Raw genomic sequence first — 21,829 nt, 5'->3', positions numbered from 1 at the left:
GTGGCCGTGGATCCCGAGGGGAACCTGTACATCGCCGACTGCCTCAACCACCGGATCCGCAAGGTGACCCGCACCGGCATCATCACCACCGTCGCGGCAACGGCACCGCCGGCTACATCTCCGACGGGGGGCCTGCCGTCGCCACCGGCATCCACCACCCCCACGGCGTGGCACTGGACGCCGCAGGCAATCTGTACATCGCCGACAGCGGCAACAACCGTGTGCGCAGGGTGTCCACCAACGGCATCATCACCACCGTCGCGGGCAACGGGATCGGAGGCTACGTCGACGACGGCGGCCCGGCCTTCTCCACCCGCCTCTACAGCCCGTGCGGCGTGACACTGGACGGCGCGGGCAATCTGTACGTCGGCGACTACAGCAACCACCGGGTCCGCGGTGTGACGGCCGTGGCTGACATGACGCCGCCGCTGCCGCCCGCCGCGGATCTGTACGGCAAGAGCATCTCTCCGTACGCGGTCCAGCGCGGCCAGGCATTCGACCTCGGCGTCCGGATCCAGAACCGCGGGCCCAGCCCGGTCGACGGGCGGTTCGTCACCGTGGTGCTGAACCTCGCCGACGGCCTCGTCGGCGTGCCGGGCAACGGCGACCGGCGGCTCAGCCGCACCTTCACCGGCCAGCAGCTGCCGGCCCACCAGGGCTCCCTGGACGGCGTCTTCCGCGTCATCGCCCCCGACACCACGCCTCCGGGCGTCTACAACTCCACGCTGGAGATCCAGTACAGCGGCGACATCAACCTCAAGGACAACGTCGACCGCCTGCCCGTGACGATCGTCGTCCCCGCACCGGTGGGAGACGAGACCGCCCTCACCGTCATCCAGGACACGATCCCCACCGCCGCCCCCGGGCAGCCGGCCGTCTTCACCGTGAAGTACACCTCCGGCACCGGGCAGCCGGTGAACCCGGGGGACATCGTCCAGCGCTTCACCGCACCGGGCGGCTTCACCTTCAGGGGCCAGCCCACGTACGCGTACCACGACACCATCCACGGCATCATCACCGCCGCCCTCGACCACACCATCGAGGACTCCGGGCAGACCCTGGTCATCACGGCGAACCCGCACCTCAACACCACGACCAGCGACACCGGTTCGCTCATCTACACCATCCCGGTGCAGGCCCGGACGGACGCCCTGCCGGGCCGTTACGACAACGGCTCCGCGAGCATCGGCCGCCTCGCCCCCATTCAGCTCTCCGGCACGATCGCCGGCACCCAGTCGGACCTCACCGCCCGGGTGGTCCAGACGCAGTCGCAGAACGCACGGGTACGGCCCGGCCAGCGGTGGGTCTACCCGGCGGTCCTGCAGATCACGAACACCAGCCGGCGCACCATCGGCACCGAGCAGATCGTGCTGACCGCTCCGGAAGGCATGCGCTTCACGGAGGACGTGCTGCGGTCGTCGCGCGAGGGCAGCAGCCAGGAGGTCGTCAACGGGGCCCAGCGGTCGGCCGACGGCCGCCGGCTCACCTGCCAGGCGCGGCTGGACACCGACCCCGGCAAGTGGGTCCTGCTCTACCCGGAGATGGAGGTCGACTCCTTCGCGACTCCCGGCACGGTCAACGTGAGCCTCCAGGTCGGCAACCCGCCCTTCGCCGCCGGCCAGGCATCGATCGTCATCGAGACGCCGTAGCAGAACCTCAGGGGCCACCCCGTGAGGGTGGCCCCTGCGCCTCACCGTCAACCCACTCCCGGGCAGGAAGCGAGACATCGCGCATGGGCACTCCTGCGACACCCCAGGACTCCACACCGATCGACCCCGAAGTCACCGGCATCCGCACCCTCGGCCACGCCAACCGATTCGCCACCTGGGACAGCGAGTTCCGCTACGACGGCCGCGTCCGCGTCCCGATGGGCGTGAAGATCAAGGAGGTCCGCTACTCCTACACCGGCAACGAGCAGGCGGACGTCACCGCCACCGAGGTCAGGCGCGGCCAGGGCGGCACCGGCCAGGAGTACGAGGTCATCGACCTCACCTTCCTCGACGACGCCGACCTCATCACCTTCACCCTGCGCGGCGACCTCAACGTCGACGCCGACCCCCGCCCCGCGGGCGCCCGCACGTACCGGATCCGGGTCGACGTCACCCTCGACAACGGCGAGATCCGCACGGCGAACCCGGAGATCCAGGTGCTCGCCGGTGCCTGGCAGAAGAGCGACCCGGAGAAGGCCGGCCGGCCCTTCGTCCGGCTGCCCTACGACAACAACTGGGGCGGTTCGCCGAACAGCCAGGCCGGATTCGGCTTCGTCACGGACAACGGGCGCGTCCCCGGTGACAAGTTCATCATCGACCTGGTCAACCTGCGCCAGGGCCAGCAGGACGTGCCGAGCAACAACAGCGACCACGTGTACTACCAGCTCGTCCACGAGGACGGTACGCCCTCGCACTACACCCCGACTCCCCAGTTGCAGAAGGCCGATGGGCACGCGGACAGCGGTACCGGCCGCAAGGTGACCCTGCCCGGCATCGACCTTCGCCAGCTGGGCGACAAGACCGGCTACTACCGCTTCCTGGTCTGGCCGCAGTCCGTCAACCCCGACGGCACGCCGAGCAGCCTGCGCTGGGACGAGGCCAAGCCGGAGGACGCCTTCCAACTCGGCAGCGTCTACTACCGGTACAAGGCGCCGCGCGGCATCGACACCGGGCTGCGGGCCACCATCAAGACCCGGACCCTGACGGCGACCGCGGGACAGGACCGCTGGATCTACCCGCCGTTCGTCATCCGCAACACCGGACAGCGCGCCATCGGAGCGGTCAAGGTGGTCTTCACCGCGCCCGACGGCCTGCGTTTCACGGAGGACCGGGTCGCGTTCACCCGCTGGGAGGACGAGCAGCACGAAGTCGTCGCCCCGGGTGTGCTGTCGGCCGACCACCGCACCCTGACCTGCCCGGCCGTCCCCCTGGACCTGGTCCCGAGCGGGCCCGGCAGGGACGCCTGGGTGTCGGTCTACCCGGCGATGGAGGTCGAGGCGACGGCTCCGGCCGGACGCGCGCCGGTCGGCATCCAGCTGGGCGACCCGGTGTTCGCCACCGCACAGGACACCGTCGAGATCAGCCCCGGAGACTGACCCGGGCACCGGGGCGCCGCGCGCAGGTGCGGCGCCCCCCTTCTCCCCCTTCTCCCGTTTCTCCCTCATCCCCGCACCCCACCGCTCCAGGAGCACTCGCATGCGATGGCCACGCCGCAGACGCACGGTGCCACGGGTCCGTACCCGCGTCTCCCGGGACGGGACGGCCGCGGCCCCGCACGTCCTCGCGCTGATACCCGCCCACAACGAGGCCGAGCGCATCGCCGCCGCCATCGCGGCGCTGCACCGCCAGGAGCTCCCGCCGCACCAGGTCGTGGTCGTCGCCGACAACTGCGCCGACGGGACCGTGGAGATCGCCCGGGCCAACGGGGCCACCGTCATCGCGTCGCGGGACAACCGGCACAAGAAGGCCGGCGCCCTCAACCAGGCCCTCGGCCGGCTCCTGGCCGGCCTCGACGACACCGACCTGGTCCTCGTCCAGGACGCCGACACCGTGCTGCGGCCGTCCTTCCTCGCCGGCGCCATCGCCGCCATGGACCATTCGGTCGGAGCCGTCGGCGGCATCTTCTACGGCGAGCAGGGCGGCGGTCTGCTCGGAGCGCTCCAGCGCATCGAATTCCACCGCTACGCCCGCGAGATAGCCCGACGCGACTACCGGGCCGACGTCCTCACCGGCACCGCGACCCTCTTCCGGGCCCGGACGCTGCGCGAGGTGAGACGCGCCCGCCGCGCCGGTCTCATCGGCGGCGGCACCTCGTACTACTCCCTCGCCTCGCTGACCGAGGACGACGAGATCACCAAGGCCGTCCGCACCCTCGGCTACCGCACTGTCTCGCCACCCGGCTGCGGCGTCGTCACCGAGGTCATGACCAGCCTGCCCAAGCTCTGGCACCAGCGCCTGCGCTGGCAGCGCGGCGCCCTGGAGAACCTGCGCGACTACGGCTGGACCAGGGTCACCGCCCCGTACATCGTCCGGCAGACCTTCATGGGCCTGTCCGTTCTCTTCCTGGCCCTCTATCTCCTGTTCACCGGATGGATGCTGGCCCGGGGAAAGCCGGAGTTCACCCCGTTCTGGATCGCCGTCGGCCTCGTCTTCGCCGCCGAGAAGGTGGTCACCGCGCACGGCGCCGGCTGGAAGTCCCAGCTCCTCGCCGGCACGCTCGCCGTCGAGCTGGCCTACGACATGTTCCAGCACGCCGTCTACCTCCGCTCCCTGTGGGACATGGCCCGCCGCGGGGAAGAGCACTGGCGCGCCACCTGAGCCGACCGCGGCTCACCGTTCATCGTTCGCCACCGTCGTCGAGGGGCAGAGATCGCGTGTACGGAGGATTGCCACCGGCCGGGGCGCTGGGTGTCGGCGGGGCGTCGGCGCTCTCGGTGAAGGGGCTGGCGCGGCCCGGATCCGGCTTCGAGGCGCTGGCCACCGTGGTCGCGGCGACGACACTCGTCATGGCGGGGGCTTCCCTCTGCAGGCTTCTGCCGCCCCGGCGCCGGGTCGTCCAGGCGCTCACGGCCACGCGGCCACCTAGGCGGGAGCTTCGCGGGCCACGCCTGCCGCAGGAGGACGCTGCCCGGGTCGCGGTGCCCTGACCCGGCCGCACCGGCCGAGGCGGATGGCCGTACGCCGCCTGCCGGTCGATCCCCAGTCCCTGGTCCGGGCGGCAGGCCCCGGCCTGCACGTCAGGCCGTCGTCCCGTTCCTGCGGCGCGCCCGGTACTCCGCCATCTTCGCGCGCGCCCCGCACGCGTCCATCGAGCACCAGCGCCGTGCGCCCGCCCGGCTCTCGTCGGCGAACAGCAGCGAGCAGTCGTCGGCGGCGCACTCGCGGATCCGGCGGGACAGCGGGCCGCCGAGCAGGTCCGCGGCGTCGCGGGCCAACAGGCCGAGCAGGTCGGGGGTGTCGAGTGCGGGCGGCGCCTGCCTCAGGGTGCCCCCCGCGCCGAGGACGAGACCGGTGCCCGGCAGCGGGCGTGCCGCCCAGCGGTTGACCGCGTCCACGTCCGGGGGCGGCGGCGCGGCAGCGGTGCGTACCCCCGTGAAAAGCCGGTACAGGGCCTCGCGCAGCAGCCGAGCCTCCGTCAACTCTGCCTGGGAAACCGGCATGTGAGCTGCCGTCATCTCGACGGCGCGGAACCAGCGGGCGAGGTCGGACGGCTCCCGCAGCCGCTCCACGGGGGCGCGGGTCCGCTTGCCGAGGGTCGCGGTGAAGGTCAAGGACGGCCGGCCGCCCTCCAGGCGGAACCGGAGGTCGGCCGGGCTCACCTCTTCCGCGGTTTCCGGGCCGCCGGGGCGTGCCTCGGAGCCGGTGTGTGCCTGCGCCATGGACGCACGCTAGCAGGTGTTACCCCTTCAACCAGTAACTCGACTAAGGTGTGGCGACCGGCCTGCGGACGCACGGCCGGGCTCGTCTGCGGCGAGCGGGAGCCAGGGGAGGTTCTTCGTGACGGAAACCGTGCGGGACAAGGGCGACGAGGGCGGGGCGCTGAAGGTCGCCGTGGTCGGCACCGGCGGGGTCGGCGGCTACTTCGGGGGACGCCTCGCGGAGGCCGGGCACGACGTCGGGTTCGTCGCGCGGGGCGCCCATCTGGAGGCGCTGCGGCGCGAGGGCCTGACCGTGGACAGCCCGGCGGGCGACTTCACCGTCACGCCAGCGCGGGCGAGCGACGACACGCGCGACATCGGAGAGGTCGACGTCGTCCTGCTGTGCGTCAAGACCTGGCAACTACCCCCCGCCATCGACGCGTTGAAGCCGCTGATCGGCTCCGGGACGGCGGTCGTGACGCTGCAGAACGGCGTCGAGGCGCCGGAGCAGGTGGCCCGAGAGGTCGGCCGGGACGCGGTGCTGCCCGGCACCGCGAAGATCATCGCCCACTTGGACGGCCCGGGACGGGTGCGGCACGTGGGCGGCCCCGGCGCCCTGGCCTTCACCGAGTGGGACAACCGCGCCACGCCCCGCGTGGAACGGCTCCGCGCCGCGCTCACCGCGGCGGGCGTGAACGCCACGGTGCCCGACGACATCTGGGCCGAGCTGTGGGCCAAGTTCCTGTTCGTGGTGCCCTTCGGCGGGCTCGGCACGGTGACGGACGCCCCGTTCGGGGTGCTGCGCTCGCGGCCGGGGACGCGGCAGTTGCTGGTCGAGGGGATGACGGAGATCGAGCGGGTGGCGCGGGCCATGGACGTCCGGCTGCCGGACGACATCGTCGCGCGGACCCTCGACTTCATCGACCAGCAGCCCGCCGCGGGCACCTCGTCCCTCCACCGCGACATCCGCGCCGGCCGCCCCTCGGAGCTCGACGCGTGGAACGGTTCGGTGGTGCGCCTGGGCGAGCGCGCGGGAACGCCGACACCCGTCAACCGGTACTTGTACGAGGTGGCCAGCGTGCTGGCCGCGCGGTCCGAGGAGGCGGGTGGCGGCGGCAACGGCTGACGCCGCACGCCCCCGCCGCACCAGTACGTGCCGGCGCCGGAACCCGTCCCCCGGACCCGTTCCGGCGCCGGCACGTACAGGGCTTACAGCGCCACGAAGCTGACGTCGTCCACGCTCGGCACGATCTCGACCTCGTCGCCGAGCGCCCACTCCGCGACACGCGACACGGTCGCCGCCGGGACGACGTCGCTGATGCCCGCCGCCGCCGGAATGTCGTACGTCGCGTGGGCGTCGTGCGGAATGACCACCCGGAAGCCGAGGTCCAGGGCGGTGCGCGAGGTCGCGCTGACACACATCTCCGACATCACACCGCAGACGGCGAGCGCGCCGACGCCCTCCGCCCGCAGCACGTCCTCCAGTTCGGTCTCCTCGAAGCCGTCGTCGACGGTCTTGTGGAACACCAGCTCGCCGCGCTCGGCGTCGACGGGGAAGTGCGTCTCCCAGGTGGGCGTGCCGCGTTCGTCGAGGGCGCCCTCCGGGCCGTCGTTCTGCAGCTGGATGACGAGCGCGCCGGCCGCCCGCGCCTTGGCGAGGAGCTGTTCCATGCGCGGCAGCAGACGCTCCGCGTCGGGCACGGCTTCGTCGCCGACGACGAAGCCGGACTGGGTGTCGACGATGATCAGGGCCTCGACGGGTTCGACGGGGGCGGTGCCGGCGGACGTCGGCTCGCTCGAGGATGTGGTGGCAGAACTCATGTGCCCCATCATCCCTGCGGGTTACGGATGTCCCGCACCGGCCCCCGCATACCGTCAGGACTCCGGCGGGGCCGGCCGCAGCACCGGCCGCCGCAGCAGCCGGGCCTTGGTGAGCAGCGCGTGCATGCGCTCGGTGACCTGGCCCAGGTCGTCGACGGGTTCGTGGAACGGCAGGCGCACATCGGCCTGGCTGCTGACCCGTTCCAGGCGCAGCGTCACACCGTGCCGGTCGATGGCCAGCGGTTTGACGGCGACGACGCCGGACAGGCTGTCCGCGGCGACGAGCCGGGTGAGCTGCTCGACGGCCTCGGGGTGGGCGTCGGCGAGGTGGGTGAGCAGCCGGCCCTCGGCGAGGGCGAGCGGGTCCGGGTCGGCGAGCGCGAACTCCTCGAGGTCGATTCCGGTGCGGCCGTTGCTGTCGTGCAGCACCGCGCAGGCCGGCTCGAACACCAGGTGGTCGCGGGTGGCCGTGAGCGTTCCGGAGAGCCAGAGCCGGGAGCGCACCCGGTCCCGGACCGGCACCGGCGCGACGTCCGCGAACTCCACGAGCGTCGACGGTTCGCCGCGCGGCGCGCAGATCAGCGCGGCGGCGAGCGCGCTGTCCTCGGGCGGGTGCAGCAGCACCGCGCCCCGCTCGCTGACGGTGTGGGCGCCGACGAGGTCGTCTCTGCCGATCTCCGTGGTCACCGCGCAGGACCAGGCGGTGGCGAGCACGGAGCGGGCGCGCGCCGCCGCGGTGGGCATGGTCGTGCTGACGTGTCGGACACCCATCCTCAACCTCCATTAGGTAAGCCTTGCCTAACTTATCGGAGATCGCGTGGTGCTGCCAGCAGGCGTGACATGGAAAAGGCCACCCAGGGTGTCCCAGGTGGCCTTCGGTGTAGGTCACGTGCCCGTCAGTGGCCGCGCGCGATCCACTCCTCCAGGTGCGGCGCCTCCGCGCCGATGGTCGTGCTGTCGCCGTGCCCGGTGCGGACGACCGTCTCGGGCGGCAGCGTCAGGAGCCGGTCGCGGATGGAGTCCACGATCGTCGGGAAGTCACTGAAGGAGCGGCCCGTCGCACCGGGGCCGCCCGTGAAGAGGGTGTCCCCGGTGAAGACGGTGCCGAGCGCGGGCGCGTACAGGCTGACCGCGCCGCGGCAGTGGCCGGGCGTGTGCAGGACCCGCAACACCGTGCCGGCGACGGCCAGTTCCTGGCCGTCGGCCAGCTCGCCGTCCGGAGCGCGGTCCGGGTGCGTGAGCTTCCACAGCTCCAGGTCGTCGGGGTGCAGCAGGACGGGCGCGCCGGTGCGGTCGGCGAGTGCGGGCGCGGCGTCGACGTGGTCGTCGTGGGCGTGCGTGCACACGATCGCGACCAGGCGGCGGTCGCCCAGGGCGGCCGCGATGGCCTCGGCGTCGTGGGCGGCGTCGATGACGACGGCCTCGTGGTCGTCGCCGACGATCCAGACGTTGTTGTCGACGTCCCAGGTGCCGCCGTCGAGCGAGAACGTTCCGGAGGTGACGAGGTGGTCGACGCGCGCGCCGCCCGACGGCGCGGACGAGCCGGTGGACCCGGCGGACTCGGTGGCCATCAGAAGACCACCACCGAACGCAGCACGTCGCCGTGGTGCATCCGCTCGAACGCCTTCTCGACCTCGTCGAGCGCGATCGTCTCGGTCACGAACGCGTCGAGGTCGAGCCGCCCCTGCCGGTAGAGGTCGATGAGCATCGGGAAGTCCCGCGAGGGCAGGCAGTCGCCGTACCAGCTCGACTTGAGCGCGCCGCCGCGCCCGAAGACGTCGAGCAGCGGCAGGTCGATCCGCATCTCCGGTGTCGGCACGCCGACCAGGACGACGGTGCCCGCCAAGTCCCGGGCGTAGAAGGCTTGTTCGTACGTCTCCGGGCGGCCGACCGCCTCGATGACGACGTCGGCGCCGAAGCCGCCCGTCAGCTCGCGGATCGCCTCCACCGGGTCCCCGGAACGCGAGTTGACGATGTCCGTCGCGCCGAGCCCGCGCGCGGTCTCCAGCTTCCGGTCGTCGATGTCCACCGCGATGATCTTCGCGGCACCGGCGAGGCGGGCCCCCACGACGGCGGCGTTGCCGACGCCGCCGCAGCCGATGACGGCCACCGAGTCGCCGCGGCCCACGCCGCCGGTGTTGATCGCGGCGCCGAGCCCGGCCATCACCCCGCAGCCGAGCAGTCCCGCCGCGGCCGGGGACGCCGCCGGGTCGACCTTGGTGCACTGCCCGGCAGCGACCAGCGTCTTCTCCGCGAACGCGCCGATGCCGAGGGCGGGCGCGAGCTCGGTGCCGTCGGCCAGGGTCATCTTCTGCTTCGCGTTGTGCGTGGCGAAGCAGTACTGCGGACGGCCGCGCTTGCAGGCGCGGCACTGGCCGCACACGGCACGCCAGTTGAGGATCACGAAGTCGCCGGGCGCGACCTCGGTGACGCCCTCGCCCACCGACTCCACGACGCCCGCCGCCTCGTGTCCGAGCAGGAAGGGGAAGTCGTCGTTGATGCCGCCCTCGCGGTAGTGCAGGTCGGTGTGACAGACCCCGCACGCCTGGACTTTCACCACGGCTTCGCCCGGCCCCGGGTCCGGCACCGTGATCGTCTCGATCCGCACCGGTTCGCCCTTCGCGCGTGCGATCACGCCCCGCACTTGCTGCGCCATGACTCTCGCCCTTCTCTCGCCTGCGTACGTCTCTCGCCTGCGTACGTCCCGTCCGGCGCCGCTGCCCGCGAGCGGCGAAACACGCCGGTACGAGGAGCCTACGGCCCCCGCGCCTAGGGTGAGAACGTGCGCGAAATCGCTGCTCAGACCCTGCTGCCCGTGAACGCGACGCTCGCCGTCGTCCTGGTGCTCCTGCTGCTCGCCGCGGCGACGACGGCCGCCGTGTTCCGGCTCTCGCCCGACGACTCGCGGGGCCGGGCGCGGGAGATCGCCGTGGCCGGGGTGCGGGCCACCGCCCAACTGGCCGTGGTGTCCCTGCTGATCGGCTGGGTGATCCACCACACGGCGGCCCTGTTCGCCTTCCTGCTGCTGATGTTCGGCGTGGCCACCCGTACGGCCGGGCGGCGCATCACTCCGAACGGCACCTGGTGGTGGGCGGCGGTGCCCATCGCGGTGCCCGTCGTGCCGGTGGTCGCCGCGCTGACCCTGGCGGGCCTCGTCCCCGTCCACGGCATCGCGATGATCCCGGTCACCGGCATCCTCATCGGCGGCGCGCTCACGGCGACCGTTCTCGGCGGCCGCCGCGCCCTGGACGAACTGCGCACCCGGACGGGCGAGTTCGAGGCGGGCCTCGCCCTCGGCCTGCTGGAGCGCGACGCCCGCCTGGAGGTGATCCGCCCCGCCGCCTCCGACGCGCTCCTGCCCGGCCTCGACCAGACCCGCACGGTCGGCCTGGTCACGCTGCCCGGCGCGTTCGTCGGCATGCTGCTCGGCGGCGCGTCGCCGGTGCAGGCGGGCGCGGTCCAGCTCTTCGTCCTCATCGCCCTGATGGCCGTACAGGCGGTCGCCGTCGCCGTGACCGTCGAGCTGATCGCGTACGGCAAGCTCCACCGCGACGAACCCCCGGCCTCCGACAGAGTCGGCTGAGCGTACGCTCGGCCTCATGTCTGTTTACGACGCAGTAGAAATCGACAGCCTCCAGGGCGGCCCCGCCGACCTCTCCCAGTACCGGGGCAAGGCCGTCCTGATCGTCAACGTCGCCTCCAAGTGCGGGCTCACCCCGCAGTACGCGGGCCTGGAGCGCCTCCAGGAGACGTACGCCGCGCGCGGCTTCACCGTCCTCGGCGTGCCCTGCAACCAGTTCATGGGCCAGGAGCCCGGCACGTCCGAGGAGATCGCCGAGTTCTGCTCGGCGACGTACGGCGTCACCTTCCCCATGACGGAGAAGGTCGACGTGAACGGCGAGGGGCGGCACGCCCTGTACGAGCGGCTCGTCACGACGGCGGACGGCGAGGGCCACAGCGGCGACATCCGCTGGAACTTCGAGAAGTTCTTGGTTTCCGCCGACGGCGAGGTCGTCGCCCGCTTCTCCCCGAAGACCGAGCCCGACTCCCCCGAGGTCGTCGCCGCCATCGAGGCGAGCCTCCCCGCCTGACTCCGCCCGGCACGCCCGCGCTCAGGGCCGGTAGACGCAGGACGTCAGCGGCGCGCTCAGGTGCCAGCCCAGCGTCTCGTACAGCGCACGCCCGTCGGGGGTCGCGCCCAGGACGCCGATCCTCGCCCCGCGGGCCAGGGCCTCGTCGGTGAGCGTACGCATGACGAAGCCGCCCAGGCCGCGGCGGCGGTGGGCCTCCTGCGTCACGACGCGGTCCACGACGGTCGCGTGCCCGAGGACGGCCATCTGGCCCTGGGCCGCGAGCTGTCCCGCGCCGTCGTGCACCCGCACGAAGGTGACGCCGTCCTCCGTCTCGATCGACGCGGTGTAGCCGTCGGGCGCCACCGGCTCCGCGGGCCGGAGCCCGACGGCCATCAGGTAGCCCGACTCCTCCTTGTCGATCGCCCAGTCCGCCGGGAGCCAGGGCTCGACCTCGCTCGGCTCGGCGGGGACCTCCAGCCAGGTGTACGGCGTCTCGACCGAGGCGGCCGCCGCGCGCACCACGTCCGCACTCGGCTCCGGCAGCACATGGCGCCCGACCCGCTCGGGGCGGCCCACAGCCAGATACACCCCCCAGGGCAGCTCCGTCGGCCGGGGTGTCCGGCGTGACACGGCCCAGCCCGCCGCCCAGGTCCTGGCCAGTTCCGCGACGTCCGTGTTCGCTGCGACCTCCGTGATGTCTGCGCTCTCCGCAGTCATGAGTCCCTCCCAGGAAACGTGTCGTCGACCGCGCACATCGTGTGCGGTAAATTGCACGCTAGTACAGAATACTGTTCAACGCGAGAGGGTTGTGGATCGCCGGTCCGCACAGCAGAAAGCCCCACGGACGGGTGTCCGTGGGGCAGTTGGAGGGCGCCCGAGACAGGTGACGGAGCGTCAGTAGAGGCTGGAGAACAGCACGACCACCATCTGGGCCGGTTCCTCGCCGTCGTTGCGGAAGGTGTGCGGGTGTCCGGCCGACCACTGGATGCAGTCCCCGGCGCGCAGTTCGTGGTCCACGCCGTTGTAGCGGGCCACGAGGGTGCCGCCGGTGATCATGACGAGGTCGGTGCCCTCGTGCTGGAGGTCCTCGGTGAGGCCGCAGCCGGGCTGGAAGTCACCGGTGACGACCTGGTATCCGAGCTCCGGGGAGCGCAGCACGCGGTAGACGACTCCGGGGGCCCGGTTCAGCGTCTCCTGTTCCTCCCTCGGGAAGACCGAGGGCGTGGCCCGGCCGCGGGAGAAGCCGAGGAACGAGCCGACGTCGTGGTCGAAGACCTTCGCGAGCCGGCCGAGCCGCTCCAGCGCGATGTCGGTCTCGCCGCGCTCCAGGGACGCCAGGAACGACACCGAGAGCCCGCACTCCGCGGCAACCTGACGCAGCGACATGCCCCGCTGCGTACGCAGCCGGTGCAGCACTTCGCCGGGCGGCGGGAAGCCCAGCTCCGGATCCCGCGCGGAGGGACGGGTCGAGGGGTCCGGATCAGCCATGACGGCATCCTAAGCACCTGCGACCACCGCGCCGTCAGGGGCGTCGGTTGTGGGCGCCGGGCGTGTAGCCGAAGGAGCGGCGGAAGACGTCGATGAACGCGCTCGTCGACGACCAGCCGCAGCGGTGCGCAACGGTGGTGACGGGAGTGCCGTCCGCCAGCATCCGCAGCGCGTGGTAGAGGCGCGACTGGGTGCGCCACTGCGGGAAGGTCATGCCGAGTTCGGCGCGGAAGAGGCGGCTGAGGGTGCGTTCGCCGACGCCGGTCGCGGCGCCCAGGGCGGCGAGCGTGCGGGGGTCTTCGGGGTGGTCGTGGACCAGGGCGCAGACGGCCGCGAGGCGCGGGTCGGCGGGCGTGGGCAGTTGCATCGGCTGCTGGGGCGACGTACGGAGCTGGTCGAGGAGGACCGCGCGCAGTCGGCGGCGTTGGGGCCCGGTGTCGGCGGGTACGCGGGTGTACTCGACGATCAGCTCGCGCAGCAGCGGGCTGACCGACAGGACGGTGGGGGCGTCCAGGCCGAGCGGATTCTCGTCCGGGGGCAGCCCGACGAAGTGCGCGTTCAGATGGCCGTGGGCGCGGTGCGCGTGGACGGTGCCCGCGGGCACCCAGATGGCGCGGGTGCCGGGCGCGAACCACGTGCCGGCCTCGGTGGTGACCGCGACGACCCCGGACCCGGGCAGCACGATCTGGTGGTCGTCGTGCCGGTGGGCGTCGATGCGCTCCCCGGCGGCGAGGGTGCGGACGTGCGTGGGGGCCGTGGGGGTGTGGCGGACGGCTTCGGGCGCGGGGTGGGCGTCCTCCGGCACGAGGTGGGCCGCCTCCGGCACGAGGCGGGCGGCTTCCTGCATCGGGCGGACCCCTCCGGCTCATGGCGGATAATCGATACAAGCTGGCACTTTATCGGAAGCCCGACAGTGTGGGACATCGCGACGATCGACAGGTGTCCAGAGACAAGACCAGCAACAAACACAAGACCGGCAACAGACCCCTCGCCCTGATGTCCCTCGGCCACGCCTGCGTGGACGTCTACCAGGGAGCCGTCGCCGCCCTGGTGCCGTTCTTCGTGGCCGAGCGCGCGTACTCCTACGCGGCCGCCTCCGGCATCGTCCTCGCCGCCTCACTCCTGTCGTCCGTGGTGCAGCCGCTGTTCGGGGCGCTCACCGACAAGTGGGCGATGCCGTGGCTGCTGCCGGTGAGCACGCTGGTGGGCGGCACCGGTGTCGCGCTCAGCGGTGTCGGCGGTTCCTACGCCCTGACCCTCGCGGTCGTCGCCGTGTCCGGGATCGGCGTGGCCGCGTACCACCCCGAAGCCGCCCGCGTGGCGCGCGTCGCCAGCCGTGGCAGCCACACCGCGATGGGCTGGTTCTCGCTGGGCGGCAACATCGGCTTCGCCACCGCCCCCTTGCTGGTGGCCGCCGTCGTCGCCACCGGCGGACTGGGCGCGTCCTTGCTACTGGTCGTACCCGCCCTCGCGGGCGCGGTGCTGTGCGCGGCGGCGCTGCGGGCGCTGCGGACACCCGGGGACGCGAGCGCGGCGACGCGCGGCCGCGTCGCGGCCGGCCGCGACGACTGGCCGTCCTTCCTCCGGCTGTCCGGCGCCGTGGTGTGCCGCTCGATCGTCTTCGTCGGCCTGAGCGCGTTCATCGCGCTGTACGTGCGCGAGCGCACCCACGGCGGCGAGTTCGCGGGTACGGCGGCGCTGTTCGTGCTCTACCTCGGCGGCGCGGTGGGCACCGTGGCGGGGGGACGCCTCGCCACCCGGGGGCCGCCTCGCCACCCGCCACAGCCGCGTCACGGTGGTCCGGTGGTCGTACGCGCTGAGCGTGCTCGCGGTCGCGGGCGTCGTCCTGGTCCCGGGTCCGCTGCTCTATCTCTTCGTCGCGCTGACGTCCGCGGGTCTGTACGTGCCCTTCTCCCTGCACATCACGCTCGGTCAGGACTACCTGCCGGGGCGCGTGGGGACGGCCAGTGGTGTCACGCTCGGCCTGACCGTCAGCGTCGGCGGCATCGCCAGCCCCCTCATCGGCGCCCTCGCCGACACGACCTCCCTCCAACTCGCCCTCGCCCCACTGATCGCCCTGCCCGCCGTCGGCTGGCTCCTGCTGCGACCACTGCGCGAGCCGGCCATGCCGGACGCGAGGCCCGTCCCGCCGCCGACCGGGAGCCCCGTCCCGCCGTCCACCCGGATAAACGCGGCCGCCGAACCCGCGCCCGAGCCCCCTTGTTACGATCCACCGACGCGCGCGCACTCAGCGCCCGCCGCCGACTGCCGCTCCGACAAGGGAGGTTGATGAATATGGCCTGCCAGGCCCGTCGTCAGCATGCCCTTGTCCGGGCCGCGCGCGGACTGTGAGCCGTGGCCCGGTCGTCTGAAACGACCTGGAGTACCGCATGTGTTCACCATCCTTCTCTTCCTTCTCGGTGACCGGCGCCGACCTGACCACGGAACGGCTCGTGCTGCGCCCGTGGACGCCGGGTGAGCTCGCCGCCGTCGCCGACGGCCCCCGCCTCGCCGACTGGGCCGAGGACTTCCCCGCCGAAGGCGACCGCGTCATCGCGGACTTCCTCACCGAACACCCCGAGGGCCTCACCGCCTACGGCCACCGCCTGGTGGCCGAGCGCGGCACCGGCCAAGTCATCGGCTCGATCGGGCTGTTCTGGCCGCCGAGCGACGGCGCCCTGGAGGTCGGCTACGGCATCGTCGCCTCCCGCCGGGGCTGCGGCTACGCCTCCGAAGCCACCCGTGCGCTGGTCGAGTTCGCCCTGACCGCGCCCGGCGTGGACGCAGTGCACGCGACCGTGGAACTGTCCAACCCGGCATCCGTCCGCGTCCTGGAGAAGGCCGGACTACGACGCCTGCGCGAGGACGCCGCCGCGACCGCACGGTTCCGTGCCGTGGCGGCGGACTTCACCCAGCGGTAGCCGTCCATCGGCCGACCGGCGGCGATCCCCGCCGGTCGGCCTCGGCTGGGAGGGTTTGAGGGGCTGGCGTGTCACAGCCCGCGCAGCTGCAAGAGCTCCGGAGCCAGCAGAGTCGCTCGTGCCGCACCGTGGTCGTACTCGATCAGGCCATCCCGCCGGAACGCGCCGAGCGCGCGATTGACGGTGACCCTGGTGAGCCCGAGCAGCTCCGCGAGCTGCTGCTGCGACGCGGGCAGGCGCACGACGCCTTCCGTATCGGCCGCCTTCAGCATCCAGGCGGCAAGCCGCGCCTGTGCGGGCAACAGGGTGTCCACGACGCGTGCCTGCTGGCGCCGTGTCTCGGCGGCCAACGTCCGCAGTACATGGCCGCGCACGGCGGCGACGTCGTCGATCAGTGCCAGGAATGCCGGGCGCGGGAGCGTTCGGACACATGCTTCCGTCTCCGCCGTGAACGTCGCCGTATGCCCACGGCCGTCGATCACCGCCGTCTTGTCCAGAGCGGCCGGACACGTCCAGATCCCATGACGGACGACCGAACCACCGGCTGTGACCGAAGTCGCCGCCACCTGCCCCCTCAGCAGCAGCACGAGCTCATGTGCAGGCTCGCCTTCCCGGCAAAGAGCATCGCCGACGCCATAATGCTTGGCCGTCGAAGCCGCCCATGCCTCAGCCAACTCTGCCTCGGGCAGGCCGGCCAGGAGCGGGATCTCCGCCAGAGACAGCCTTGTAGGTGTATCAGCCGATACAGACGCGCACATGCACTCGACACTAGCGTCCGGACCATGTGGACCTTCGAACTGCGCTTCAGCACCGACAACGCCGAGCACAGCGCCGCCCGACTCGCGGCCCGCCCCGCTCACCGCGCCTCCCTCACCGCGCTCCATGCAACGGGCCGACTGCACGCGGCCGGTCCCTTCACGGACGATTCGGGCGCGCTGTTGCTCTTCGATGTCCCGGACCGTGCTGCTCTCCACCGCCTGCTGGACGCCGATCCCTACTTTCGCCTGCCGGCCGTCGAGATCGTCAGCATCCGGGAATGGTCCCCTGTGGTGGGCCTTGCCCACTGAGACACGTGCGGTGCCGCTGCGGCACGAAAAGACCCCCACGGTTTTGTTCACGAGTACGGAAGCGGGCTGCTGAACAACCAACCGACCGCTCGAATACAGAGCGAACGGCCGAAACCACCACCGCCAACGGGGGCGGTGCGCCTACCCGAAGACAACGGAGGACACCACTGATGCATCGACACAAGCGCCTCGCGCTGGCCACGGCCACCCTTGCGCTCGGCACCGGGCTGACCTTGGCGGCTCCGACCGCCCAGGCCGACAACGCCCCGAAGACCCCGAGGTCCACCGCCGCGGACGACACCGCGCGGTCGGCCAGGGCGGCGTGCCCGGCCCCGCTGCATGCGTACGAGCACTGGCGCTACACGGGCGGCTACAAGAAGTTCTGCAAGTCGGACATGAAGCTGTCCGACAACAAATACAACAACGGACGCAAGGTCAACGACAATCTCCGCTCGGTGAAGAACCTCACTCGCAGCTGCTATTGGACGCTGTGGACGAACTACTGGAACCGCGGTGACCACTGGACGTTCCACCCGTGGACGTGGTCGTCCGACCTCAAGGACACCCGCGTCAAGTACAAGACGAGCTCGCTGTACAAGTCGTGCGTCTGACTCGTGAACCGGCGGCGCGAATCCATGCCCTGAAGTGAGCCAGTCCATCTGCCGGAGGTACGGCGCCGCCTGCCGTGCCTCCGGCACCTCCTGGGAGGTGATGACCATGCGCAGGCGTATCGCACCCGCAGCGGCCCTGATGTTGCTGCTCGCCGCGGGCTGCGGGGGACCCTCGGCAGACGACGGTAACCGCCCCCCGGATCGGCCGCCCGCCCCGAGCCGGGAGATCCGCGCACTCGCCCTGCCCCTGGACGCGTACGAGTTGGACAGCCGCAACGCCGCCCTCGCCGCCACGGCGCAGGAGAAGCTGATCAAGTCGTGCATGGCGCGTCAGGGACTGGACTGGCCCGAGCTCCCCCACCCCGCCACCGAGACATGGCCGCATCGCGGCCGCTACGGTCTGGCTGAGCCTGCGGTGGCGAAGCGCTACGGATACCACGCCATGCCCGACCCGGTCACCAAGACCGCGGAGCGGCGCCTGGAACAGCGGGACGCGAGGCTCACCGCACGGCAGCGGACAGCTGCCTACGGTACCGACGGCCGGTCGGGCTGCCAGGAACGGGCCCAGCACGCACTCGTGCGCGACGTACCAAAAGTGAGCTCCGACCTGGTCAACGAGGCTTCCGCCGCCGCGTACGAGAAGTCCCAGCACACCCCCGCCGCCCAGCGGGTGTTCGGCAAGTGGCGGGCCTGTATGCGGGACCGGGGGCATGCCTACCGCCATCCGATGGACCCGAACGAGGACCCCCGATGGAAGGGCGGGCGTCCCACCCGCGCCGAGATCGCCACGGCCCGCGACGACGTCGCGTGCAAACTCCGGACACACCTGGTGGACGTCTGGTGGCGGGCCGACGCGACCCTGCAGCACCAGGCGATCAAAGACAGTGCTGGGCGCTTCCGACAGGTCGAGGAGGCCCGGAAGCGCTACCTGGAGAATGTACGGCGGCACAGTAGGTGAGGGCCTTGGCCGACGCTGCCCGCGCGGGACTTCTCCCGTTCACAGGCGAGGCGATCGCCGCGCGCGGCAATGGCGGTGTCACTCCGCGTGGTCCGGCTGGGGCTGTTGTTCAGGGTTCGTCACCTGGGCGGGAGCGTCGGGCGCGGTGTAGAAGACCGACGTGCCCTGCTTGGTGCGCTGGGCCCGGTTCTTGGCCACCAGATTTTCGAGCGTGGTGCGCACGACGGTGGCCTTGACGCCACGGGCGGGATGCGCCTGACCGAGGTCGATGGCGATTTCCGCCGCGGAGCGTGGTTCGGTCTGCGTGTCGAGGTAGCGTCGGATGAGTTCGACCAGGGTGGGCTCGGCGGCCTTTGTGGGCGCGGTCTTGCGGGCCTGCTTTCCGCCCGCCGTGCCGCGCTGCGGCGACCCGTCCCGGCTGGCCGCCCGCTGCTTGCTCCTGCTGGCGGCGGCCGCGGCTTTGCGCCGGGGAGCGGGAACCACGCCGGCCCTCTCCGGCGCCTCAGCGGTCGCGGCGGGCGGGGTCGCGACTTCCAGGGCCTGGCGGATGTTCATCAGCACGGTGTGGTCACGGTGCAGGGCGGCCAGTTGCTCCTGCAGAGTGTCGATCTCCGCCCGGATACGTTCCTGCTCCTTGACGTTGCGTTCCAGGTCGCCGCTCACCTGGGTGGCGTACTGCGATGCCAGTGCCGTGGCGGCGCTCGCGCTCTCGGTCATGGTGTCGGCCCTTTCTCTGTCTTCGGCCGTGGCAGCCTTCGGCGGGCGGTGCCCGACAACCGCTGCCACCCGCGCCTTCCGGGCAGTTGACCCGTGTGGCGGTGACGATAGCTCCTGTTCAGGGCTTCGGCGTAATGATCGTACGAGTGAGGTGAGCCCGGCTGCGCGGCGAGCAACTACTCGTACGCGCCTCGAAGTTCACAGTCCGGTGCGGGCAGACACCTCACCCAGCCACAGCCGTCCATCGGCCGACCCGCGGCGCTCCCCGCCGGTCGGCCTCCGCCTTCGTCACCCCGCCGCCGGCTCCGGCAGGTCCATCCGCGCGAGCTTGGCCGGGTCGACCACGACCGCGATGTCGGTGATCCTGCCGTCGACGACGGTGAACGCGACGACCGAGAGCGGGGTTCCGTCCTCGCGCCAGGCGATGAGCCCTGGGAGGCCGTTGACGAGCACCGCCCGCCCCTGTGCCGCCGCGCCGGACAGTCGCGCGCCGGCTGCGACCTGGGTGGCGCCGAGGGTGACGACCACGCCGGAGGGGGTGTGGACGGTCCGTTTCACCTCGGGGTCGAGCACCCGCAGCAACTCCTCGAAGTCGCCGCTGCGAGCCGCCGCCAGGAAGGCGTGCACCACCTCTCGCTGCTCCCGCCCGGCGACCGTGGGCCGCTCGATGGCCCGCACCTTCTTGCGGGCGCGGCTGGCGAGCATCTTGGCGGCGGCGGTGGACTTGCCGAGGATCTGGCCGATCTCCTCGAACGGCACCGCGAACAGGTCGTGCAGCACGAACGCAAGCCGCTCGCTCGGCCCGAGCGAGTCCAGTACGACGAGGAGCGCGAGGCCGACCGAGTCGGCGAGCACCGCGTCGTCCTCGGGGGCGGGACCGTCGTCGAGCGTCACCACGAACTCGGACAGACCGTCGTCGTAGGACGCCTCCGGGCGGGCCTGGCGCGATCGCAGGACATCGAGGCTGATCCGCCCGACCACCGTGGTCAGCCAGCCGGCGAGGTTGTGGATGGTCGCCGCGTCCTGGCGGGAGAGGCGCAGCCACGCCTCCTGGACCACGTCCTCGGCGTCGGCGTGCGATCCGAGCATGCGGTGGGCGACCGCGCGCAGCCGGTCACGCTGAGCCTCGAACGCCTCGGCCATCGGGTCCGCCGCGCTGGTGTCGTACATGTTGTTACCTTTCTCGACTCTGCTCCGTCGTGGTGATGACGGGCCCCAAGGGGCGCAGGTAACCGATGAAGGAGCAGCACCGATGGAAGCACGACTGAACAGCCCGGCGAACCCCGACGTGGTGACGGCGATCCAGCACCTCTACAAGGCGATTTACGCCGGGGGCGTCGACAAGCACCTGCTGTCCCTGGTCCATCTGCGTACCAGCCAGATCAACGGCTGCAGCCCGTGCATCTTCGCCGGGATCGAAGCGGCACGGAAGGCCGGTGAGACGGACGAGCGGCTGCACAACGTGGTCGCATGGCGCGATACGCCCTTCTACACCGAAGAGGAGCGGGCGGCCCTCGCCCTGACCGAGGCCGCCACCCGGATCCAGGACGGCGCACCGGGCGTGACCGACGAGATCTGGGACGCCGCCGCCGACCACTTCAGCGAGGAGCAACTGGGCGCGGTCATCCTGGAGATCGCGCTGACCAATTTCTTCAACCGGATCAACCGCACGACCCGGGAGCAGGCCGGCAAGACCTGGTGAGCCGGGCGGGGCGTCATCCCCCGGAGGCCGTGCCTTGCGCACGGCATAGGGATGACGCCCCGACGGCGTGTCGGCGACCCCACTCGGCCGCCACGCCCCAGGGCGTGTCCGATACATCCACCCGGGCCAAGCCGATCTGCGCGGCGGGGAGCCCGCTCCTACGGTGGCTGAATGGTCATCAGGTACCTTTCGCGCCCGTCCCGGCGCGCCCCCGTCCTGCGCGCCACGGCCCTCACCACCGGGGCCCTGGTCTGCCTCGCGGGACCGGCCGTCGGCGCCGAGCCCGCGCCGCCGAAGCCCGCGCCCGCGTACTCCTCGTCCCTGCTCGACCGGTCCGGAACCCAGGTACGCCCGCGCCCTGACGCGCCACCGGTTCCCCGTGGCCTGTCCGCGCTGTCCTGGATGGTGTCCGACGCGAGGACGGGCGAAGTGCTCGCCGCGCACAACGCGCACCGCCGGCTGCCGCCCGCCTCCACCCTCAAGTCCCTGTTCGCGCTGACGGCGCTGCCCCGGCTGCACCCCGACACCCGGCACACCGTCACCGACACCGAGCTGGCCCGCGTCGGCGGCGGCAGCAGCCTGGTGGGCCTCTCGGCGGGCCGCAGTTACCAGGTGTCCGACCTGTGGCGCGGGGTGTTCCTCAGTTCCGGCAACGACGCCGTGCACGTGCTCGCCTCGATGAACGGCGGCTGGGAGCGCACGGTGCGGCAGATGCGCGCCAAGGCCCGCGCGCTCGGCGCCCGCGACACGCACGTCGTGTCGCCCGACGGCTACGACGCGCCCGGCCAGGTGTCGTCGGCGTACGACCTGTCGGTGTTCGGCCGGGCGGGCCTCGCCGACCCGCAGTTCGCCCGGTACTGCTCGACGGCTCGCGCGAGCTTTCCCGACGGCAACTGGTCGTACCCGATCCAGAACACCAACCGGCTGCTCACCGGCGCCGACGGCGTGGCCCCCTACCGCGGCCTGATCGGCGTCAAGAACGGCTACACCAGCGGCGCCGGGCACACCCTGATCGCCGCGGCCCACCGGGGCGCGCGCACCGTCCTGGTGACGGTGATGAACCCGCGGCGGGGCGGCATGACCGTGTACGAGGAGGCCAGGTCGCTGCTCGACTGGGGCTTCGC

Annotated in this window: 24 protein-coding genes and 1 pseudogene; 13 read left to right on the top strand and 12 right to left on the bottom strand. The window is 72.0% G+C overall.

Going from position 1 to position 21,829, the window contains the following annotated elements; translation table 11 throughout:
* Nucleotides 1-167: 167 nt before the first annotated feature.
* From STRAU_RS36790 to STRAU_RS36780, 3 genes are all read left to right on the top strand, one after another.
* Nucleotides 168-1,649 carry an NHL repeat-containing protein gene (locus STRAU_RS36790; RefSeq protein WP_016645469.1) on the top strand — a complete coding sequence of 494 codons (1,482 nt, stop codon included), beginning with the start codon at nt 168-170 and terminating at the stop codon, nt 1,647-1,649.
* Between the two features lie 83 nt (nt 1,650-1,732).
* Nucleotides 1,733-3,085 (top strand): hypothetical protein, encoded by a 1,353-nt coding sequence (locus tag STRAU_RS36785; RefSeq protein ID WP_016645468.1) that lies wholly within the window; start codon nt 1,733-1,735, stop codon nt 3,083-3,085.
* A gap of 100 nt (nt 3,086-3,185) precedes the next feature.
* Nucleotides 3,186-4,307: a glycosyltransferase family 2 protein gene (locus STRAU_RS36780; RefSeq protein WP_078621736.1), complete on the top strand. Its 1,122-nt coding sequence runs from the start codon at nt 3,186-3,188 to the stop codon at nt 4,305-4,307.
* Nucleotides 4,308-4,326: 19 nt separating this feature from the next.
* Here the strand turns inward: STRAU_RS36780 and STRAU_RS42715 are convergent, their stop codons facing one another.
* Entirely contained in the window at nt 4,327-4,497 is a 171-nt protein-coding gene (locus tag STRAU_RS42715; RefSeq protein WP_016645466.1) for a hypothetical protein, read from the bottom strand.
* Nucleotides 4,498-4,726: 229 nt separating this feature from the next.
* Nucleotides 4,727-5,368 (bottom strand): CGNR zinc finger domain-containing protein, encoded by a 642-nt coding sequence (locus tag STRAU_RS36770; RefSeq protein WP_016645465.1) that lies wholly within the window; start codon nt 5,366-5,368, stop codon nt 4,727-4,729.
* Nucleotides 5,369-5,486: 118 nt separating this feature from the next.
* On the opposite strand from STRAU_RS36770, the gene STRAU_RS36765 reads away from it, so the two are divergent.
* Nucleotides 5,487-6,473, top strand: a complete 987-nt coding sequence (locus tag STRAU_RS36765) for a 2-dehydropantoate 2-reductase (protein ID WP_016645464.1) — start codon at nt 5,487-5,489, stop codon at nt 6,471-6,473.
* A gap of 83 nt (nt 6,474-6,556) precedes the next feature.
* Here the strand turns inward: STRAU_RS36765 and STRAU_RS36760 are convergent, their stop codons facing one another.
* The 4 genes from STRAU_RS36760 to STRAU_RS36745 all read right to left on the bottom strand — a co-directional run bounded on the left by STRAU_RS36760 (nt 6,557) and on the right by STRAU_RS36745 (nt 9,824).
* Complete coding sequence (locus STRAU_RS36760) at nt 6,557-7,168, bottom strand: isochorismatase family protein (protein WP_052029436.1); 612 nt, start codon at nt 7,166-7,168, stop codon at nt 6,557-6,559.
* A 54-nt stretch (nt 7,169-7,222) separates the two neighbouring features.
* Nucleotides 7,223-7,939 (bottom strand): DUF2470 domain-containing protein, encoded by a 717-nt coding sequence (locus STRAU_RS36755; protein WP_016645462.1) that lies wholly within the window; start codon nt 7,937-7,939, stop codon nt 7,223-7,225.
* Between the two features lie 125 nt (nt 7,940-8,064).
* A complete protein-coding gene (locus tag STRAU_RS36750) occupies nt 8,065-8,739 on the bottom strand; it encodes an MBL fold metallo-hydrolase (RefSeq protein ID WP_016645461.1) in 675 nt (224 codons plus the stop codon).
* On the bottom strand, nt 8,739-9,824 hold the full coding sequence (locus STRAU_RS36745) for an S-(hydroxymethyl)mycothiol dehydrogenase (RefSeq protein WP_037664378.1): 1,086 nt from the start codon (nt 9,822-9,824) through the stop codon (nt 8,739-8,741). Before STRAU_RS36745 ends, STRAU_RS36750 begins: the two co-directional genes overlap by 1 nt.
* Nucleotides 9,825-9,950: 126 nt before the next feature.
* Here STRAU_RS36745 and STRAU_RS36740 point away from each other — a divergent pair, with 126 nt between their 5' ends.
* Nucleotides 9,951-10,751: an ABC transporter permease gene (locus STRAU_RS36740; protein WP_016645459.1), complete on the top strand. Its 801-nt coding sequence runs from the start codon at nt 9,951-9,953 to the stop codon at nt 10,749-10,751.
* A gap of 16 nt (nt 10,752-10,767) precedes the next feature.
* On the top strand, nt 10,768-11,259 hold the full coding sequence (locus STRAU_RS36735) for a glutathione peroxidase (RefSeq protein ID WP_016645458.1): 492 nt from the start codon (nt 10,768-10,770) through the stop codon (nt 11,257-11,259).
* 21 nt (nt 11,260-11,280) lie between these two features.
* Here the strand turns inward: STRAU_RS36735 and STRAU_RS36730 are convergent, their stop codons facing one another.
* The 3 genes from STRAU_RS36730 to STRAU_RS36720 all read right to left on the bottom strand — a co-directional run bounded on the left by STRAU_RS36730 (nt 11,281) and on the right by STRAU_RS36720 (nt 13,576).
* On the bottom strand, nt 11,281-11,958 hold the full coding sequence (locus STRAU_RS36730; protein ID WP_016645457.1) for a GNAT family N-acetyltransferase: 678 nt from the start codon (nt 11,956-11,958) through the stop codon (nt 11,281-11,283).
* A 177-nt stretch (nt 11,959-12,135) separates the two neighbouring features.
* Entirely contained in the window at nt 12,136-12,729 is a 594-nt protein-coding gene (locus STRAU_RS36725; RefSeq protein WP_016645456.1) for a helix-turn-helix domain-containing protein, read from the bottom strand.
* A 34-nt stretch (nt 12,730-12,763) separates the two neighbouring features.
* Nucleotides 12,764-13,576: an AraC family transcriptional regulator gene (locus STRAU_RS36720; RefSeq protein ID WP_016645455.1), complete on the bottom strand. Its 813-nt coding sequence runs from the start codon at nt 13,574-13,576 to the stop codon at nt 12,764-12,766.
* 149 nt (nt 13,577-13,725) lie between these two features.
* Between STRAU_RS36720 and STRAU_RS36715 the strand changes: the two are divergent.
* A pseudogene (locus STRAU_RS36715) lies at nt 13,726-15,019 on the top strand (MFS transporter).
* Nucleotides 15,020-15,119: 100 nt separating this feature from the next.
* Nucleotides 15,120-15,650, top strand: coding sequence for a GNAT family N-acetyltransferase (locus STRAU_RS36710; RefSeq protein ID WP_037664377.1), 531 nt, complete (start codon nt 15,120-15,122; stop codon nt 15,648-15,650).
* A gap of 71 nt (nt 15,651-15,721) precedes the next feature.
* Here STRAU_RS36710 and STRAU_RS36705 read toward each other — a convergent pair whose 3' ends face one another.
* Nucleotides 15,722-16,408, bottom strand: a complete 687-nt coding sequence (locus STRAU_RS36705) for a Crp/Fnr family transcriptional regulator (protein ID WP_106968165.1) — start codon at nt 16,406-16,408, stop codon at nt 15,722-15,724.
* Nucleotides 16,409-16,432: 24 nt separating this feature from the next.
* Between STRAU_RS36705 and STRAU_RS36700 the strand changes: the two genes are divergently transcribed.
* From STRAU_RS36700 to STRAU_RS36690, 3 genes are all read left to right on the top strand, one after another.
* Nucleotides 16,433-16,717 carry a YciI family protein gene (locus STRAU_RS36700; protein ID WP_016645452.1) on the top strand — a complete coding sequence of 95 codons (285 nt, stop codon included), beginning with the start codon at nt 16,433-16,435 and terminating at the stop codon, nt 16,715-16,717.
* A 170-nt stretch (nt 16,718-16,887) separates the two neighbouring features.
* On the top strand, nt 16,888-17,328 hold the full coding sequence (locus tag STRAU_RS36695; RefSeq protein WP_016645450.1) for a hypothetical protein: 441 nt from the start codon (nt 16,888-16,890) through the stop codon (nt 17,326-17,328).
* Between the two features lie 106 nt (nt 17,329-17,434).
* Entirely contained in the window at nt 17,435-18,286 is an 852-nt protein-coding gene (locus STRAU_RS36690; RefSeq protein WP_158692209.1) for a hypothetical protein, read from the top strand.
* A 78-nt stretch (nt 18,287-18,364) separates the two neighbouring features.
* On the opposite strand, the gene STRAU_RS36685 is transcribed toward STRAU_RS36690, so the two are convergent.
* Together STRAU_RS36685 and STRAU_RS36680 are read right to left on the bottom strand one after the other, a co-directional pair.
* Nucleotides 18,365-19,003 carry a hypothetical protein gene (locus STRAU_RS36685; RefSeq protein WP_016645448.1) on the bottom strand — a complete coding sequence of 213 codons (639 nt, stop codon included), beginning with the start codon at nt 19,001-19,003 and terminating at the stop codon, nt 18,365-18,367.
* A gap of 288 nt (nt 19,004-19,291) precedes the next feature.
* Entirely contained in the window at nt 19,292-20,173 is an 882-nt protein-coding gene (locus tag STRAU_RS36680; protein ID WP_016645447.1) for a sigma-70 family RNA polymerase sigma factor, read from the bottom strand.
* Between the two features lie 82 nt (nt 20,174-20,255).
* On the opposite strand from STRAU_RS36680, the gene STRAU_RS36675 reads away from it, so the two are divergent.
* Nucleotides 20,256-20,705 carry a carboxymuconolactone decarboxylase family protein gene (locus STRAU_RS36675; RefSeq protein WP_016645446.1) on the top strand — a complete coding sequence of 150 codons (450 nt, stop codon included), beginning with the start codon at nt 20,256-20,258 and terminating at the stop codon, nt 20,703-20,705.
* A 171-nt stretch (nt 20,706-20,876) separates the two neighbouring features.
* On the top strand, nt 20,877-21,829 hold a 953-nt coding region (locus STRAU_RS36670), incomplete at its 3' end, for a D-alanyl-D-alanine carboxypeptidase family protein (protein WP_037664375.1).

The sequence above is a fragment of the Streptomyces aurantiacus JA 4570 genome (assembly GCF_000414115.1).
Classification (GTDB): Bacteria; Actinomycetota; Actinomycetes; order Streptomycetales; family Streptomycetaceae; genus Streptomyces; species Streptomyces aurantiacus_A.
Note: the sequence above shows the minus strand (reverse complement) of the source record. Positions and strands in the feature narration are given on the sequence as shown.

Bases quoted from the DNA above. Each gene is read 5' to 3' on its own strand.
- STRAU_RS36785 (WP_016645468.1), top strand. From the start codon at position 1,733: ATGGGCACTCCTGCGACACCCCAGGACTCCACACCGATCGACCCCGAA.
- STRAU_RS36780 (WP_078621736.1), top strand. From the start codon at position 3,186: ATGCGATGGCCACGCCGCAGACGCACGGTGCCACGGGTCCGTACCCGC.
- STRAU_RS42715 (WP_016645466.1), bottom strand. From the start codon at position 4,497: ATGACGAGTGTCGTCGCCGCGACCACGGTGGCCAGCGCCTCGAAGCCG.
- STRAU_RS36770 (WP_016645465.1), bottom strand. From the start codon at position 5,368: ATGGCGCAGGCACACACCGGCTCCGAGGCACGCCCCGGCGGCCCGGAA.
- STRAU_RS36760 (WP_052029436.1), bottom strand. From the start codon at position 7,168: ATGAGTTCTGCCACCACATCCTCGAGCGAGCCGACGTCCGCCGGCACC.
- STRAU_RS36755 (WP_016645462.1), bottom strand. From the start codon at position 7,939: ATGGGTGTCCGACACGTCAGCACGACCATGCCCACCGCGGCGGCGCGC.
- STRAU_RS36750 (WP_016645461.1), bottom strand. From the start codon at position 8,739: ATGGCCACCGAGTCCGCCGGGTCCACCGGCTCGTCCGCGCCGTCGGGC.
- STRAU_RS36745 (WP_037664378.1), bottom strand. From the start codon at position 9,824: ATGGCGCAGCAAGTGCGGGGCGTGATCGCACGCGCGAAGGGCGAACCG.
- STRAU_RS36735 (WP_016645458.1), top strand. From the start codon at position 10,768: ATGTCTGTTTACGACGCAGTAGAAATCGACAGCCTCCAGGGCGGCCCC.
- STRAU_RS36730 (WP_016645457.1), bottom strand. From the start codon at position 11,958: ATGACTGCGGAGAGCGCAGACATCACGGAGGTCGCAGCGAACACGGAC.
- STRAU_RS36725 (WP_016645456.1), bottom strand. From the start codon at position 12,729: ATGGCTGATCCGGACCCCTCGACCCGTCCCTCCGCGCGGGATCCGGAG.
- STRAU_RS36720 (WP_016645455.1), bottom strand. From the start codon at position 13,576: ATGCAGGAAGCCGCCCGCCTCGTGCCGGAGGCGGCCCACCTCGTGCCG.
- STRAU_RS36710 (WP_037664377.1), top strand. From the start codon at position 15,120: ATGTGTTCACCATCCTTCTCTTCCTTCTCGGTGACCGGCGCCGACCTG.
- STRAU_RS36705 (WP_106968165.1), bottom strand. From the start codon at position 16,408: ATGTGCGCGTCTGTATCGGCTGATACACCTACAAGGCTGTCTCTGGCG.
- STRAU_RS36700 (WP_016645452.1), top strand. From the start codon at position 16,433: ATGTGGACCTTCGAACTGCGCTTCAGCACCGACAACGCCGAGCACAGC.
- STRAU_RS36695 (WP_016645450.1), top strand. From the start codon at position 16,888: ATGCATCGACACAAGCGCCTCGCGCTGGCCACGGCCACCCTTGCGCTC.
- STRAU_RS36690 (WP_158692209.1), top strand. From the start codon at position 17,435: ATGCGCAGGCGTATCGCACCCGCAGCGGCCCTGATGTTGCTGCTCGCC.
- STRAU_RS36685 (WP_016645448.1), bottom strand. From the start codon at position 19,003: ATGACCGAGAGCGCGAGCGCCGCCACGGCACTGGCATCGCAGTACGCC.
- STRAU_RS36680 (WP_016645447.1), bottom strand. From the start codon at position 20,173: ATGTACGACACCAGCGCGGCGGACCCGATGGCCGAGGCGTTCGAGGCT.
- STRAU_RS36675 (WP_016645446.1), top strand. From the start codon at position 20,256: ATGGAAGCACGACTGAACAGCCCGGCGAACCCCGACGTGGTGACGGCG.